We start from the raw sequence: 15,639 nt of genomic DNA on the forward strand, positions 1-15,639 counted from the left end.
TTCGTGCCAGACTTAGCACCACTCCGACGTCGGCGCCACCGCCCTTCGGCGGGGGTTTATGGCAGTGTTGCCAGGGCTCACCCGCCCGTGCCATGACGCTTCGGACGTTCTGCGGCCATCGTGATCGCGCACCCCGGAAGCTTCACCCTCAGTTGTCGTTCGTGGAGTAACTGTGAGGATCAGCGCCGATCCTCACGGTTACTTCTCAGTAACCCGGCCCCGAGTGAGCCTGGACTTAGCAGGAGTGTCATCGTGTCCATCGTGTCCGAACCCACCACACCGCAGAAGGTCGAGCTGACCGACGAGGAGATCTTCGCCGGCCACATCGGGGGAAAGCTCTCGGTTGAGACCACGACCGCCCTCGATACGCAGCGCGCCCTGTCCATCGCCTACACGCCCGGCGTCGCGCAGGTCTCCCGCGCCATCGCCGCCGACGAAACCCTCGCCGACCGCTACACCTGGACCAGCCGCCTGGTGGTCGTCGTCTCCGACGGCTCCGCGGTACTCGGCCTCGGCGACATCGGCCCCCGCGCCTCCCTTCCCGTGATGGAGGGCAAGTCTGCCCTGTTCAAGAACTTCGCGGGCCTGAACTCGATCCCGCTGGTCCTCGACACCAAGGACCCCGACGAGATCGTCGAAACCCTGATCCGGCTGCGCCCGAGCTTCGGTGCGGTCAACTTGGAGGACATCTCCGCGCCGCGCTGCTTCGAGATCGAAAAGCGGGTCATCGAGGCCCTGGACTGCCCGGTCATGCACGACGACCAGCACGGCACCGCCATCGTCGTCCTGGCCGCCCTCAAGGGTGCGGTCAAGGTCCAGGACCGCGACATCCACCAGCTGCGGGTGGTCATCTCCGGTGCCGGCGCCGCCGGTGTGGCCTGCGCGAACATCCTGCTCGCCGCCGGGATCGCCGATGTGACGGTGCTCGACTCGAAGGGCATCGTCTCCAAGGATCGGCAGGACCTGAACGAGGTCAAGGTGGATCTGGCCGCACGCACCAACCCGGCCGGCCGCCGCGGCGGCATCGTCGAAGCCCTCGACGGGGCGGATGTGTTCCTCGGGGTGTCCGCCGGCACGGTGCCGGAGGAGCTGATCGCGACGATGGCGGAGGGTTCGATCGTGTTCGCGTTGTCGAACCCGGACCCGGAGATCCACCCGGACGTCGCCCGTAAGCATGCGGCGATCGTGGCGACCGGACGCTCGGATTTCCCGAATCAGATCAACAATGTGCTGGCCTTCCCCGGTGTGTTCCGTGGTGCGCTCGATGCCGGTGCCCGCCGGATCACCGAAGGTATGAAGCTCGCCGCCGCCGAGGCAATCCTCTCGGTCGTCGGTGACGAGTTGGCTGTAGACAAGATCGTTCCCAGCCCGCTCGATCCTCGCGTCGCCCCCGCTGTCGCGGAGGCAGTCGCCGCCGCTGCCCGTGCAGAAGGCGTCACCGACTAGCGAGAATCCGTCGAGCACCCCGATCCAGAACCCGCACCCACGGTTCCGGTGTCGGGGTGTTTGCCGTTGGGTGACGTGTTCGCTACGACGCGCGTTCGGCGATCTGTTCGGCGCTCGGGTTGCGGCGCAGGCGGCCGGTTCCGGGAACGGACGCCCACACCGCCAGCGCGAGCAGGCCGTCCACGACCAGTGCGAGGATCGTCACGAGCAGCGCACCGACGAGCACCCTGTCGTACTGGCGCAGGGCCAATCCGTCGAAGATGTAGCGGCCCAGGCCGCCGAGGTTGACGTACGCAGCAACCGTTGCGGTCGCGATGATCTGCAGGGTGGCGTTGCGCAGCCCGCCGAGCATGAGCGGCAGCGCATTCGGGGCCTCGACACGCGTGAGGACCTGCCACTCGGTCATTCCCATCGCGCGGGCGGCGTCCACGACCGTCCGGTCGACGTTCGCGACACCCGCGTACGTGCCCGCGAGTACCGGCGGGATTCCGAGGATCACCAGGGCGAGGATCGGCGGGATGAGACCCAGTCCGAGCAGCAGCACCAGGAACGTCAGCAGACCCAGTGTCGGCAGCGACCGGAGCGCGTTGACGAGACCGACCACGACCACGTCACCCTTGCGCAGATGCCCGATGATCAGTCCGATCGGCACCGCGACCACGGCGGACAGTGCGACCGCCAGGAAGCTGTACCAGAGGTGTTCGAGGATGCGGGCGCCGATTCCGGTGCTGCCCGACCAGTTTCCCGGATCGACGATGTACTCCCATGCGCCGCCGAAGATGTTCACGAAGCCTCCCCTGCGGCCGGGGCCGCCGACTGTCCCGCGACCAGCGGCGTGCGCCGGACCTTCTGCTGCCGGGTCCACGGTGTCAGTGCCCGGCCGACCAGGAACAGCAGCAGGTCGAACGCGAGGGCCAGAACGACGATCGCGATGATCCCGGCGAGAATCTGGTCCGGATAGTCTCGCTGGTAGCCCTGGGTGAACAGCGTGCCGAGACCGCCGATCCCGATCAGCGAACCCACCGACACCAGTGAGATGTTGGTCACCGCCACCACTCGCACGTTCGCGACGAGAACGGGTAGCGCGAGGGGCAATTCGACGGTCAGGGCCCGGCGGAGCCGGGTGAAACCCATCGCGGTGGCGGAGTCGACGACGTCGGCGGGAACGGAGTCGAGGGCCTCGGGCACGGCGCGGATGAGCAGGGCAGTGGAGTAGATCGTCAGCGCGATCACCACATTGAGCGGGTCCAGGATCTGCAGTCCGACGACGGAGGGGATCGTCACGAACAACGCCAGCGACGGGATCGTGAACGCGATACCCGCGACGATCAGCGTGATCTTCCGCAGCCAGGACGCACCCCGGATCGCGGTCCCGACCGGGACCGCGATGAGTAACCCGATCAGCAGCGGAACCAGTGCGAGATAGAGATGGGTCTTCGTCAGGTCGACGACGACCGAGAAATTGTCGATGAGCCATCGCATGGGATCACGGCCCGTCCGGGGTTGCCGGTTGGGCAGTGAAGTAGTGCTCACCCCTCGCGCGATCCTCGGCTGCCCGCTGCTCGGCCAGCTTCGCGATCACCTCGGAGCCGAGGATACCGCCGGTGACCGCGCCGTCGGCGTCGACGGCCACTCCGATGCCCGACGGTGAGGAGATGGCCGCGTCCAGGGCCTGCCGCAGGTCGGCACCGGGGGAGAAGAGTGACCCGCCCGCCGCCGTGCACTCGGAGACGGGCCGTCCGGCCCGCGCCCCCTCGACGCCGGTGACATCGATCCACCCCCGCGGAACGCCCGCGTCCGTGACGACCAGGACCCATTCACCCTGTTCGAGCCGGAGCCCGGACAACTCCTTCTCGGTCGCCGTCCGGATGGTGTGCAGCGGAACCTGATCTGCCGTCCGGAACGACAGTCCGCGGTACCCGCGGTCGCGTCCCACGAACGAGGCGACGAAATCGGTGGCCGGCGCGGACAGCACCGTGTCGGGCGCGTCGTACTGCTGCAACCGGCCACCCGGCCCGAAGACGGCCACTCGGTCGCCGAGTTTGACGGCCTCGTCGATGTCGTGGGTGACGAACACGATCGTCTTGCGCATCTCGGCCTGCAGGCGCTGCATCTCGGCCTGCAGGTCTTCGCGGACAACGGGATCGACCGCGCTGAACGGCTCGTCCATCAGCAGGATCGGCGGGTCGGCGGCCAGCGCCCGCGCGACCCCGACGCGTTGCTGCTGCCCGCCGGACAGTTGCCCGGGATAGCGGGACGCCAGCGCCGGGTCGAGTCCGACGCGTTCGAGCACCGCCAACGCGGCCTTGCGGGCGTTGCGTCGTGAGTCGCCGCGCAGCACCGGCACGGTCGCGACGTTGTCGACCACCGTGCGGTGCGGCAGCAGTCCCGCGCTCTGGATGACGTAGCCGATGCCGAGTCGGAGCTTCACCGCGTCGGTCTGGGCGATGTCGCGGCCGTCGACCGTGATCGTTCCCGCGGTCGGGGTGATCATCCGGTTGATCATCCGCATCGACGTGGTCTTGCCGCAGCCGGACGGCCCGACGAAGACGGTGAACGATTCGGCGTCGATCTCCAGGTCGAGGTTGTCGACCGCCGTCGTGCCGTCCGGGTACTGCTTGGTGACTCCCGAGAATGTGATCACGGCAGGCTCCTCACGAGACCGGCTTGTCGAGCCCCTGGTCCGTCACCCACTGCTTGGCGGCCGCGGCCGGCTCGGTTTTCGCGTCACCCGACACGGAATCGTTGAGCGCGACAAGCTCTTCGGTGGTCAGCTTCGCCGACAGTGCGTCGAGCGCCCGGGTCAGCTTGTCGGAGGACTTGGGGGCGCGCACCACCGGCACGACGTTCTGCGCCGCGAAGTTGTTCTGCGGATCCGCGAGCACCACGAAACCGTTCTGCGCGATCGCCGGGGACGTCGTGAAGATGTCGGCGGCCGTGATCTGTCCCGATGCGAGGGCGTCCACCGTGGCGGGACCGCCGCCGTCGGCGATCGGGACGAAGTTGTCGGCCGTGATGTCGAGGCCGTACTTGGCCTTCAGGCCGGGGAGGCCACCGGGACGTTCCTGGAATTCGGCCGGCGCACCGAACTTCACCTCGTTCGAGTGCGCCGCGAGATCCGCGATGGAGGTGAGATTCCAGCGCTGCGCCGTCTCCTTCGTGACGACGACGGCGTCCTTGTCCTCGGCCGGGGCCGGTGTGGTGATCGTCAGTTCCGAGCCCAGCGCGGCAGGCAGCGCGGCGTCCACGTCGGCAGCGCTCGTGGCCGTCGAATCCGGGTCGAGGTACTGCAGCAGGTTGCCCGTGTAATCGGGGATGACGTCGATCGACCCGTCCTTCAGCGCGGGAATGTAGGCCTCACGGCTGCCGATGTTGAACTTCGTCGTCACGTCGAACCCGTTGGCGCGGAGCACCTCGGTGTAGATGTTCGCGACCGTCTCCGATTCGGGGAAGTTCGCGGATCCCACGATGATCGTGTTGGGGTCGTCACCCGATCCCTCGCCGCCGGCGGACAGGGGGTCGGATCCGCCGCCACCGCATGCCGCGAGCGACACGACGGCGACCGTCGCGAGAGCGATGCTGCCAACGGAGCGGCGGGTGAAGCCCGACAGAATTCGTGAGGTGCGCATGAGCGTCCTTCCCGTTGTCACCGGCGCCGGGCCTGCCGACGGGAACCGGTGGACGCGTGTCCGCGCCATCGGTTGGCCAGTGTAACGATAGGGGCGGACAGAGCACGGTTTTCGACCAGCTCGAGGTAAACGAAAGGCGCGACGTGGCACATACACGCACAGACGGATCGGCCGGGCGCCCAGCGGCGTGGTCCCGGGCACTGATCGCCGCGTCCGCGCTGCTACTGGTCGCGGGGGCGGCGTCGGGATGCGCAGGCGGTGACACGACCCTCGACGGTTCCGCGGCGCAGGGGCCGGGCGAGATCGTGGTGGGTGCGGGTGACGGAGCGGAGAGCCGGATCCTGGCCGAAATCTACGCGGGTGCCCTGCGTTCGACCGGGGCGCCGGTCACCACCGACGGGGGACTCGGTGACCGGACCGCGTACCTCGGACAGCTCGATGCCGGAAACGTCACGCTGGTGCCGGAGTTCACGGGCCGGTTGCTGCGCTACTACGACCCCGAATCGACGGAGACGGAACAGGACGATGTGTTCGAGGCGTTGAGCAAGGCTCTGCCGCAGGGGCTTTCGATCTCCGACTACGCGGCCGCCGAGGACAGGTCGGCGCTGGCCGTGACCTCGCAGACGTCGGGGCAGCTGGATCTCACCACCCTGGACGAACTCGCTCCCTCGTGCAGCAGAAGCACGGCCGTGCTCGCCCCGGCGTTCGAGGCCGACGCGCTTCCCGACCTCACCGGCTGCATGTTCGCGCAGACCCGGACAGTGGCCGACGACGCGGCCGCCGTCGGCGAACTCGCCGCCCCGGCATCGACGGACGGAGCCGTGCGGGTGGCCGGGGTGACCACCGCGTCACCGGACGTCTCGGACGCAGATCTGGTGCTGCTGGCGGACGACGAGCACGTGTTCACCGCGCAGAACGTGGTGCCGCTGTTCCGGATCGGAACTCTCACCGAAGCCCAGCTGAAGGCACTGAACGTCGTGGCGGGTGAGTTGACGACCGCGGACCTGGCCGACATGATCGGCCAGGTCCGCGGTGGTGCCGATTCAGCCGACGTGGCGCGGGTGTGGCTCGACGCTCATCTGTGAATCCAGGAACGCCCCGAGTTCGGCGACCGCATCCGCGGCCTCGCGGACCAGGGACGCCTGCAGGTGGGCGACGTGCCACAGCCGGGCGTACTCGGTGAGTGTGACGTCCACGTCCGACTCGTTCAGCTTGTCGACGAACTCCATGATCTGCGGGTAGAGCACCTCGTCCACCCCGACGTGGATCAGCGTCGGCGGCAGTCCCGCCAGATTTCCGTGCAGCGGTGCGTAACCCGGATCGTGCGCGTCCCCGTTGCCCAGGTACTTCTCGGCGGCGTCGAACGACCACGCCGTGTTGAGCACGAGATCCCGGTCGCGGGACATGTCGCGCCTGCCGGGATCGACCCACGGAGCGATCAGCGCCAACGCGGCCGGAGTCACACCGTGCCGGTCGATCAGGCGGCGCGCCGTGGCGACCGCGAGGCCACCGCCCGCCGAATCGCCGGCGATGGCGAGTTGCTCTGTCTCGTAACCGTGTTCGGTGTTCAGCTCCATGTACGCCGCGACCGCGTCCTCGAGCCCGGCCGGGAACGGATGCTCCGGGGCCAGCCGGTAGTCGAGGGTGTAGACGACGCTGCCGGATTCCCTGGCGATGTGAGCGGCCAGCGAACGGTGCGTGGCGAGCGAACCGATCGTGTACGCCCCGCCGTGCAGATAGAGCACCGCGGTCCGGCGTTCGGTGGGTCCCAACGTGATTCGCTCCGCCGGCCGCCCGGCCAGCGAGGTCGGGCGGACGACGGCACCTGCGGGCACCCGCTGCAATGGAGCGCCGAGGTCGAGGAGCGCCCGCTGCACGGTGTACGGAAGCCGGGCGTTGAGGCTGAGCCGGTAGAACGGCCGGAGGGCCGTCGCGACGACCGGCAGCGGCAGGTGGAAGCTCATCGGTACCTCAGTTCGACTTCGGGAGGACTCGTCCGGCGACGAGGGCGACCACACGCTGGTAGCTGGGTCCGACGAGCCGCACCCAGGCGTCGAGGAACTTGGCGTCGGCACCGATCAGGACGCGCGGCTTGCTCTTGCGGACACCGTTCACGATGGTCTCGGCAGCCGCCTCCGGCGTGGTGCGTGCAAGCTTCTGGTCGAAGAACTTCGCGAACGTGTCGAGGTCCTCACCCGGTCCCGCGGTGGCGTTGCGGGCAATGGCCGTCTTGATGCCACCGGGGTGCACACACGTCACCTTGACGGGGTGCTTGGCGATCAGCATCTCCTGGCGCAGGGACTCGGTGAAACCGCGCACCGCGAACTTCGCCGAGTTGTACGCGCTCTGACCCGGCATGGACAGTAGACCGAAGAGGCTCGAGACGTTCACGACGTGGCCGTCGCCCGACGCGATGAGATGCGGCAGGAAGGCCTTGGTGCCGTTGACGACTCCCCAGAAGTCCACGTCCATGATCCTCTCGATGTCCTTGAACTCGGACTTCTCGAACTCACCGTGGTAGGCGATGCCGGCATTGTTGTACACCTGGTTGATCTTGCCGAAGTGCGCCCGCACGTCGTCGGCGTACGCGAGCACCGCCTCGCGCTGGGTGACGTCCAGGTGATCGGCCTTGACCTCGGCTCCCAGCGCCTCGGCCTGGCGTGCCGTCTCGGCGAGCCCGACCGTGTCCATGTCCGAGATCGCCAGCCTGGCACCCCGGCCCGCCAGGTTGAGGGCGAGTGCCCTGCCGATACCGGAACCGGCTCCGGTGATCACGACTACCTTGCCTGCGAACTCGCTCACTGTGCTGTCACCTTGTCGTCGTCGAGGTCGATCTGTGCCGGGATGGCGGCGGGGCCGGGGGTCTTGCCGTTCACGTGCACGGGTGCAGGTAGATCGGCGGTGGCCACGCTGTCGTACGCGGTGAGGTCGAAGCGCTTCGTCTCGTTCCGGAACTGGAACGTGAAGCCCGGCCACAGCGTGGTGTTGTTGCCGTGCTTGTCGAGGTACCAACTCGCGCACCCACCGTTGTTCCAGACGCTGTGCGACAGCTTCTCCTGGAGTTCGGCGTTGTAGCGGTCCTGGGCGTCCTGGCGGACCTCGATCTTGCCGATGTCGTACTTGTCGAGCATCTGCAGGGCGTCGACGAGGTAGTTGAGCTGCGACTCGATCATGAAGACCATCGAGGTGTGGCCCAGACCCGTGTTCGGGCCCACCAGGAAGAACATGTTGGGGAAGTTCGCGATCGCGGCGCCCTTGTAGCCCTGCTGTCCGCCTTCGTCGAAGACGTCGGCGAGCGAGCGGCCGTCCTTGCCGAAGATGCCCTCGAACGTGGGGGAGTCGGTGACGTGGAAGCCGGTGGCGACGACGATGGCATCGACCTCGCGGACGGTGCCGTCCTTCGAGACCACCGAGTCGGCCGTGACCTCGGCGATGCCGTCGGTCACCAGGTCGACGTTGTCCTGCGCGAGGGTGGGGTAGTAGTTGTTCGAGATCAGCATCCGCTTGCAGCCGATCTGGAAGTTCGGCGTGACCTTCTTGCGTAGAGCCTTGTCCTTGATCTGGCGGCGCAGGTGGCGCTCGGCCGCGAACTGCAGCGGCTTCATGAAGACGGGGGCCTTCGCGAGTCCGACGACCTGGCTCTCGCGCATCCAGTAGATGCCGGTGCGGCACAGCTTCTGGAAGCCGGGGAGATACTTGAACGCGGTGTGCTCGAGCTTCGTGTACTCGCGGTCCGCCCGGGGCAGGATCCACGGCGCCGTGCGCTGGTACACGTCGAGGTGCGACACCTTCTTGCCGATGGCGGGCACGATCTGGATGGCCGAGGCGCCGGTGCCGATGACGGCGACGCGCTTGCCCGTCAGGTCGGCGTCGTGGTTCCAGCGGGCGGAGTGAAAGATCTCGCCCTCGAAACCTTCGATGCCCTTGATGTCGGGGAGGGACGGCTCGCACAGTGCGCCGACCGCGGAGACGAGGACCTTGGCGACGAAGTTCCCCTTCGTGGTGGTGACCTCCCAGCGGGTGGTCGACTCGTTCCAGTGGGCGGACTGCACGTCACACCCGAAGAGGTGCTTGTCGCGCACCTTGTACTTGTCGGCCACCGACTGGATGTACTTCTGGATCTCGGGCTGCGTCGAGAACGATCGGGTCCACTCCGGGTTCAGCGCGAACGAGTAGGAGTACAGATGTGACGGAACGTCGCACGCCGCGCCCGGGTACGTGTTGTCTCGCCAGGTACCGCCGACGTCGGACCCGCGTTCGAGCACGAGAAAATCGGTCTTGCCTGCCTGGGTCAGCTTGATCGCCGCGCCGAGGCCGGCGAACCCGCTGCCGATGATCAGCGTGTCGATGTGCCGGACACCTGCGGGTGGGGCGGAAGTATCTGTGACGGGGAGACTCATGTAAGAAACCATAGGGCGCTATTGAGGGGCAGTCAATAGCCTATTGACCTTCATTCAGTAGTCTTGTCTCATGGACGTCGTGAAGCGGACCCGTCTCAGCCCCGAACAACGGCGCGCGCAACTGATCGACCTCGGCGCGAAGATGCTGGCGCAGCGCCCGCTCGAGCAGATCTCCGTCGAGGACATCGCCGACCAGGCGGGCGTCTCCCGCGGACTGCTGTTCCACTACTTCGCGTCCAAGCACGACTTCCACCTCGAGATCGTGCGGCACACCAGCAGCGAGATGCTCGCCCGCACCGCCCCCGACCCGTACGTCGGGGATGCGCGGGATCCGATGCAGATCCTGCGCTCGGTCCTCGCGTCGTACGTCGACTACGTCAGCGAGAACCGTGGCACGTACGTGTCGCTCCTGCGGGGAACGGCGAGTGGCGACCCCGACATGCGCGCCGTCTTCGAGGAGACCCGGGCCGTGATGTCCGCACGGACCCTCGAACAACTGCCCGCGATCGGTGTCGAGCCCACCCGGGCGGTCGAACTCGCCGTCCGCGGCTGGATCGCCTACGTCGAGGAAGTCACCATCACCTGGCTGCGCGACCCACACCTGACCCGCGACGAACTGATAGAACTCAACGTCCAGGCCCTCCCCGCGCTCGCCATCGCCGCCGCACCCGAGATCGCCGCCGCGTTGATGTCGGCCACCACCACCTGACACCCCTAGTACTCGGGGTACACCCGTAGTACCCGCGGGTGACACCGATTTCGTTCCCCGGCGTGACGTGACGACGCATGCGATGTTCCCAGCGTTCTCGTCATGACCACCCTCGATCTCCGCTCCCGCATCGTCGCGTCCCGCCAGGTGCCGCTGGCGGTGATGGTCGCGGGCCATGGCGACGGTGTTCGCCGTGACCGGCATCATCGACGTCGGATTCATCGCCGTGCAGGCCGCGCGCGGAACGTTCAGCCACTTCAACACGTCCGACGACGCCGTCAACAGGATCGGCCAATACGTGTTCATGACCGGTGTCCCCGGCCTGTTCGTCGCGAACCTCGTGATCGCCCTGATCCTGCTGTTCCAGCGCGTGGGGGAACGTGCCCTCACCCGCGCCATCCATGCGGGCATGTTCCTGGCGGTGGCCGGCATGGCACTCGGGTACCTCATGGGACTTCAGGGCCGGCAGACCACGACCGACGCGAGCGGCCGCGTCGTCGAACTCGCCGCACGGCACAGCGTCGGCGTCACCGACGACCATCCGGGACTGCCGGTGACCAACTGGAGCACCTCCGGCGGCGACCTCCGCATCCCGCACTTCGTCGGACTGCACGGCCTGCAGGTGATGCTGATCGGCGCCCTCGTCCTGAGCGTCCTCTCGTCGCGGATTCCGTGGCTCCGCAGCGAGAAAACCCGAGCGTCCCTGACGGCCGTGCTGGCGTTCACCGACGCCGGGCCACTCGCCGTGCTCACGTGGCAGGCGTTCCGCCGTCAGCCGCTGATCCACCCCGACGCGCTCACCCTCACCGCCCTCGGCGGACTCCTCGCCGCCACCGCCACCGCCCTCGCGGTCCAGGTCGTGAGGTCGCGGGCGGAGGCGGGGCGGTAGTGGTCGGCCGGCCTAGAGATGCCGCAGGAAGCGGTCGGGTCCGTCGAGGAACGACCGCCAGTTGCGGACGAGGTCGAGCTGATTCCACTCGGGGTAGTCGATGCCCTCGTCAGTGAGTTCCCAGATCTCGGCGCCGGGCGCGGCGGCGAGCAGGGGAGAGTGCGTCGCCATGATCACCTGCGAACCCTCCTCGGCGAGATCCGCGATGACCCCGAGCAGCGCCAGGCAGGACTGGAACGACAGCGCGGCCTCCGGCTCGTCCAGAATCCACAGGCCCACCCCGATCGGACGGTCGGCGACGTACCGCAGGAACGACTGACCGTGCGAGAGCTGGTTGAACGACGGATCGTCCTCGCGGGGACGTGACTCGTCGGCCGCACCGAACAGCGAATGCATCGACTCGGCACGCAGGAAACACCCGCCATACGGCTGCGGCCGGGCGCCGACACACGTGAGGTGAGTGCCGAGGTCCGCGTCCTCGGGGCTGGAACCCGCCGACCACATTCGGTCCTGCGCCCCGTGGAACCCACCCTGCCAGGCCGCAGCGATCGACTCGACCAGCGTCGACTTCCCGACACCGTTCTCACCCACGATCACCGTGACCGGCCGCTCGAATGCCAGACCGTTGTCGCACAGTTCCGCCACCGCGGGCAGGTCCAGATACCACGAAGCCGGGTCGAATCCGCTCCGTGGAGTGAACTCGACCCGGCTCAGTGGCAGATCAGTCAATCAAACGCTCAGCTGAACGCTTCAGCCGAAGGCTTCATCGATGATCTCCTGCTGTTCCACAGCGTGCACCTTGCTCGAACCCGAGGACGGTGCCGACATCGAACGACGCGAGATGCGCTTGATCCCGGACAGCTTGTCGGGCAGCAACTCGGGCAGAGCGAGACCGAAGAACGGCCACGCACCCTGGTTGGCCGGCTCCTCCTGAACCCACCGGAACTCGGTGGCGTTCGGGTAGCGGTCCAGCGTCTCGCGGAGACGACGGCTCGGAACCGGGTAAAGCTGCTCGATGCGGACGATCGCGATGTCCTCGCGGTTGTCCTTCTGCTTCTTCGCCAGCAGCTCCCAGTACAGCTTGCCGCTGACGAGGAGGACACGACGCACCTTGTCGCGTTCGGCGTCGCCCGTCTCGTACGTGGGCTCCTCGAACACCGAGCGGAACTTGCCGGTGGTGAAGTCCTCGACGTCGGAGACCGCGGCCTTGTTCCGCAGCATCGACTTCGGTGTGAAGACGACCAGCGGGCGGCGGATTCCGTCGAGCGAATGACGACGCAGCAGGTGGAAGTAGCTGGCCGGGGTGGACGGCACGGCCACGGTCATCGAACCCTCGGCGCACAACTGCAGGAAGCGCTCGATACGACCGGACGTGTGGTCGGGACCCTGACCTTCGTGGCCGTGCGGCAGGAGCAGCACGACGTCGGACAGCTGACCCCACTTGGCCTCACCGGACGAGATGAACTCGTCGATGATCGACTGCGCGCCGTTGACGAAGTCACCGAACTGCGCCTCCCACAGCACGAGCGCGTCCGGGTTGCCCACGGAGTAGCCGTACTCGAAGCCGACGGCGGCGAACTCACTGAGTGCGGAGTCGTAGACCAGGAACTTGCCGGGGTTCTCGCTGCCCAGGTTCTGCAGCGGGGTATACTCGGCGCCCGTCTTGCGGTCGATGAGGACCGAGTGACGCTGCGTGAACGTGCCGCGCTTGGAATCCTGGCCGGACAGGCGAACCATCTTGCCCTGGTCGACCAGCGAACCGAATGCGAGCAGCTCGGCGAACGCCCAGTCGATCTTGCCCTCGCGAGACATTTCGCGGCGCTTCTCGATGACCGGCTTGACGCGCGGGTGCACCGTGAAGCCCTCGGGCACGTTGACGAACGCGTCGCCGATCCGCTCGAGCACCGACTCGTCGACGGACGTCTTCAACTTCGTGGGCAGCACCTGGTCGAGTTCGACCGACTCACTGGGCTCCGGCGTGTACTTCTCGAGTTCGCGAACCTCGTTGAACACCCGTTCCAGCTGGCCCTGGTAGTCGCGGAGTGCGTCTTCGGCTTCCTTCAGCGAGATGTCGCCGCGGCCGATCAGGGATTCGGTGTAGCTCTTACGCACGCTGCGCTTGGTGTCGATCACGTCGTACATCGCCGGCTGCGTCATCGACGGGTCGTCGCCCTCGTTGTGACCGCGACGGCGGTAGCAGATCATGTCGATGACGACGTCCTTCTGGAACTTCTCCCGGAAGTCGACAGCGAGCTGGGCGACCCAGACACAGGCCTCGGGGTCGTCGCCGTTCACGTGGAAGATCGGCGCGCCGATCATCTTCGCGACATCGGTGCAGTACTCGGACGAACGCGAGTACTCCGGGGCGGTGGTGAAACCGACCTGGTTGTTGACCACGATGTGCACGGTGCCACCGGTGCGGTACCCGCGCAGCAGTGCCAGGTTCAGCGTCTCGGCCACGACACCCTGACCGGCGAACGCGGCGTCGCCGTGCAGCATGAGCGGCAGGACGGTGAAGCCGTCCTCGCCCTTGTCGAGGATGTCCTGCTTCGCGCGGACCAGGCCCTCGAGGACCGGGTCGACCGCCTCGAGGTGCGACGGGTTGGCCGTCAGCGACACGGTGATGTCGTTGTCGCCGAACATCTGGATGTACGTGCCCTCGGCGCCGAGGTGGTACTTCACGTCGCCGGAGCCGTGGGCGGCCGCCGGGTTCATGTTGCCCTCGAACTCCGTGAAGATCTTCGAGTACGGCTTACCGACTATGTTCGCGAGAACGTTGAGGCGACCGCGGTGCGGCATGCCGATGACCACCTCGTCGAGCTGGTGCTCGGCGGCCTGGTCGATGACGGCGTCCATCATCGGGATGACGGACTCGGCGCCCTCGAGGGAGAAGCGCTTCTGCCCGACGTACTTGGTCTGCAGGAACGTCTCGAACGCCTCGGCGGCGTTGAGCTTGCTCAGGATGTACTTCTGCTGAGCGACCGTGGGCTTGACGTGGTGCGCCTCGACCCGGTCCTGCAGCCACTGCTGCTGCTCCGGCTCCAGGATGTGCGTGTACTCGACACCGACGTGGCGGCAGTACGCGTCGCGCAGCACGCTGAGCACGTCGCGCAGCTTCATCTTCTCCTGGCCGTGGAAGCCGCCGACCTTGAACTCGCGGTCGAGATCCCACAGGGTCAGGTCGTGCGTGCGGACGTCCAGGTCCGGGTGGCTGCGGAACTTGTCCTTGACAAACTGCAGCGGATCCGTGTCGGCCATCAGGTGGCCACGGTTGCGGTACGCGGCGATCAGCTCGAGAACGCGGGTGTTCTTGTCGACGGCGCCTTCGGGCACGTCCTTGCGCCAGCGGACCGGCTCGTACGGGATGTGCAGCGCGTGGAAGATCTCGTCGTAGAACTCGTCGCTGATCAGCAGGTTGTGGATGGTCCGGAGGAAGTCGCCGGACTCGGCACCCTGGATGATGCGGTGGTCGTACGTCGAGGTCAGCGTCATGAGCTTGCCGACGCCGATCTCGGCGAGACGCTCGTCGCTCGCGCCCTGGAACTCGGCCGGGTACTCCATTGCGCCGGCACCGATGATGGCGCCCTGGCCGTTCATCAGACGCGGCACGGAGTGCACGGTGCCGATGCCGCCGGGGTTGGTCAGCGAGATCGTGACACCCGAGAAGTCCTCGGCGGTGAGCTTGCCGTCACGCGCGCGCCGGACGATGTCCTCGTAGGCGCTGTAGAACTGCGTGAAGTTGTGGGTGTCGGTGTTCTTGATCGCGGCGACGACGAGGGACCGGCTGCCGTCCTTGCCCGGCAGGTCGATGGCCAGACCGAGGTTGGTATGTGCGGGGGTGACCGCGTTGGGCTTGCCGTCGATCTCGGCGAAGTGCCGGTTCATGTTCGGGAACGCCTTGACCGCCTGCACGATCGCGTAACCCAGCAGGTGCGTGAACGAGATCTTGCCGCCGCGGGTACGGGCGAGGTGGTTGTTGATGACGATCCGGTTGTCGAACATCAGCTTCGCAGGGATGGCGCGAACGCTGGTGGCGGTCGGAATGGCCAGCGAGGCCGACATGTTCTTGGCGACGGCAGCAGCTGCGCCGCGGAGAACCTTCGACTCTTCTACTGCAGGAGCTGGAGCGGACGCCTTCGCGTCCGTCGCCGCGGTCTCCTTCGCGGGTGCGGCCTTCTTGGGGGCCTCGGTCTTCGGGGCAGCAGCCTTCGGAGCTGCACCGTTGGGTGCAGCCTTGGGCGCGGCGCCGTTGGCCGTCTTGGTCTGAGGCTTGGGTGCGGTCTCGGACTCGGGAACCGGGGGAGTCGCCGCCTTGGCGGAGGGAGCGGCAGCAGGTGCGGCGGTGGTGGTGCCGTTAGTGCCGTGTCCGTTGGCTGCGCCTGCCTTGGCGGCGGCGTCGGGAGAGTAATCCGTCAGGAATTCGTGCCAACTCGCGTCCACGGACGACGGATCGTCCTGGAAACGCTGGTACATCTCGTCAACCAACCACTGGTTCTGTCCGAACTGGGATGTAGAGCTGCTGCTCACGGCAGGTGTTCGCCTCGTTTCTATTTCGGTACCCGATCA

At 67.1% G+C, this 15,639-nt stretch carries 13 protein-coding genes; 4 read left to right on the forward strand and 9 right to left on the reverse strand.

What is annotated here, in order from left to right:
- The first annotated feature begins 252 nt into the window (after nucleotides 1-252).
- Complete coding sequence (locus PSR88_RS30500) at nucleotides 253-1,446, forward strand: NADP-dependent malic enzyme (RefSeq protein WP_009479238.1); 1,194 nt, start codon at nucleotides 253-255, stop codon at nucleotides 1,444-1,446.
- Nucleotides 1,447-1,528: 82 nt separating this feature from the next.
- On the opposite strand, the gene PSR88_RS30505 is transcribed toward PSR88_RS30500, so the two are convergent.
- From PSR88_RS30505 to PSR88_RS30520, 4 genes are read right to left on the reverse strand one after another with little or no spacing between them, the layout of a single operon-like run.
- Nucleotides 1,529-2,233: an ABC transporter permease gene (locus PSR88_RS30505; RefSeq protein ID WP_005253728.1), complete on the reverse strand. Its 705-nt coding sequence runs from the start codon at nucleotides 2,231-2,233 to the stop codon at nucleotides 1,529-1,531.
- The gene (locus PSR88_RS30510) at nucleotides 2,230-2,928 is read right to left on the reverse strand and encodes an ABC transporter permease (RefSeq protein WP_005239327.1); all 699 of its coding nucleotides are present in this window, start codon (nucleotides 2,926-2,928) and stop codon (nucleotides 2,230-2,232) included. The genes PSR88_RS30505 and PSR88_RS30510 overlap by 4 nt, the downstream gene beginning before the upstream one ends.
- 4 nt (nucleotides 2,929-2,932) lie before the next feature.
- Nucleotides 2,933-4,090 carry an ABC transporter ATP-binding protein gene (locus PSR88_RS30515; protein WP_016883302.1) on the reverse strand — a complete coding sequence of 386 codons (1,158 nt, stop codon included), beginning with the start codon at nucleotides 4,088-4,090 and terminating at the stop codon, nucleotides 2,933-2,935.
- 10 nt (nucleotides 4,091-4,100) lie between these two features.
- Nucleotides 4,101-5,075, reverse strand: coding sequence for an ABC transporter substrate-binding protein (locus PSR88_RS30520; protein ID WP_016883301.1), 975 nt, complete (start codon nucleotides 5,073-5,075; stop codon nucleotides 4,101-4,103).
- Nucleotides 5,076-5,218: 143 nt separating this feature from the next.
- Between PSR88_RS30520 and PSR88_RS30525 the strand changes: the two genes are divergently transcribed.
- Nucleotides 5,219-6,160, forward strand: coding sequence for an ABC transporter substrate-binding protein (locus PSR88_RS30525; RefSeq protein ID WP_029539486.1), 942 nt, complete (start codon nucleotides 5,219-5,221; stop codon nucleotides 6,158-6,160).
- Here PSR88_RS30525 and PSR88_RS30530 read toward each other — a convergent pair.
- The 3 genes from PSR88_RS30530 to PSR88_RS30540 are packed head-to-tail and all read right to left on the reverse strand — an operon-like array spanning nucleotide 6,119 to nucleotide 9,475.
- On the reverse strand, nucleotides 6,119-7,039 hold the full coding sequence (locus tag PSR88_RS30530) for an alpha/beta hydrolase (protein WP_016883299.1): 921 nt from the start codon (nucleotides 7,037-7,039) through the stop codon (nucleotides 6,119-6,121). The two genes, PSR88_RS30525 and PSR88_RS30530, sit on opposite strands and share 42 nt — an antisense overlap.
- Nucleotides 7,040-7,046: 7 nt before the next feature.
- Nucleotides 7,047-7,877: an SDR family NAD(P)-dependent oxidoreductase gene (locus tag PSR88_RS30535; protein WP_011598060.1), complete on the reverse strand. Its 831-nt coding sequence runs from the start codon at nucleotides 7,875-7,877 to the stop codon at nucleotides 7,047-7,049.
- On the reverse strand, nucleotides 7,874-9,475 hold the full coding sequence (locus PSR88_RS30540; protein WP_016883298.1) for a flavin-containing monooxygenase: 1,602 nt from the start codon (nucleotides 9,473-9,475) through the stop codon (nucleotides 7,874-7,876). The genes PSR88_RS30535 and PSR88_RS30540 overlap by 4 nt, the downstream gene beginning before the upstream one ends.
- Before the next feature lie 70 nt (nucleotides 9,476-9,545).
- Between PSR88_RS30540 and PSR88_RS30545 the strand changes: the two genes are divergently transcribed.
- On the forward strand, nucleotides 9,546-10,184 hold the full coding sequence (locus PSR88_RS30545) for a TetR/AcrR family transcriptional regulator (protein WP_016883297.1): 639 nt from the start codon (nucleotides 9,546-9,548) through the stop codon (nucleotides 10,182-10,184).
- A 175-nt stretch (nucleotides 10,185-10,359) separates the two neighbouring features.
- Entirely contained in the window at nucleotides 10,360-11,073 is a 714-nt protein-coding gene (locus tag PSR88_RS30550; RefSeq protein WP_016883296.1) for a hypothetical protein, read from the forward strand.
- Between the two features lie 12 nt (nucleotides 11,074-11,085).
- On the opposite strand, the gene PSR88_RS30555 is transcribed toward PSR88_RS30550, so the two are convergent.
- Both PSR88_RS30555 and PSR88_RS30560 read right to left on the reverse strand, forming a co-directional pair.
- Nucleotides 11,086-11,802: an AAA family ATPase gene (locus PSR88_RS30555; RefSeq protein WP_009479247.1), complete on the reverse strand. Its 717-nt coding sequence runs from the start codon at nucleotides 11,800-11,802 to the stop codon at nucleotides 11,086-11,088.
- 21 nt (nucleotides 11,803-11,823) lie between these two features.
- Complete coding sequence (locus PSR88_RS30560) at nucleotides 11,824-15,600, reverse strand: multifunctional oxoglutarate decarboxylase/oxoglutarate dehydrogenase thiamine pyrophosphate-binding subunit/dihydrolipoyllysine-residue succinyltransferase subunit (protein ID WP_011598064.1); 3,777 nt, start codon at nucleotides 15,598-15,600, stop codon at nucleotides 11,824-11,826.
- Between the last annotated feature and the right edge of the window lie 39 nt (nucleotides 15,601-15,639).

The organism is Rhodococcus sp. DK176 (genome assembly GCF_038447315.2).
GTDB classification, from domain to species: domain Bacteria; phylum Actinomycetota; class Actinomycetes; order Mycobacteriales; family Mycobacteriaceae; genus Rhodococcus_F; species Rhodococcus_F jostii_A.

Excerpts from the sequence above, each read along its gene's own strand:
- PSR88_RS30510 (WP_005239327.1), bottom strand. The coding sequence starts at position 2,928 with ATGCGATGGCTCATCGACAATTTCTCGGTCGTCGTCGACCTGACGAAG.
- PSR88_RS30520 (WP_016883301.1), bottom strand. The coding sequence starts at position 5,075 with ATGCGCACCTCACGAATTCTGTCGGGCTTCACCCGCCGCTCCGTTGGC.
- PSR88_RS30530 (WP_016883299.1), bottom strand. The coding sequence starts at position 7,039 with ATGAGCTTCCACCTGCCGCTGCCGGTCGTCGCGACGGCCCTCCGGCCG.
- PSR88_RS30540 (WP_016883298.1), bottom strand. The coding sequence starts at position 9,475 with ATGAGTCTCCCCGTCACAGATACTTCCGCCCCACCCGCAGGTGTCCGG.
- PSR88_RS30545 (WP_016883297.1), top strand. The coding sequence starts at position 9,546 with ATGGACGTCGTGAAGCGGACCCGTCTCAGCCCCGAACAACGGCGCGCG.
- PSR88_RS30550 (WP_016883296.1), top strand. The coding sequence starts at position 10,360 with ATGGCGACGGTGTTCGCCGTGACCGGCATCATCGACGTCGGATTCATC.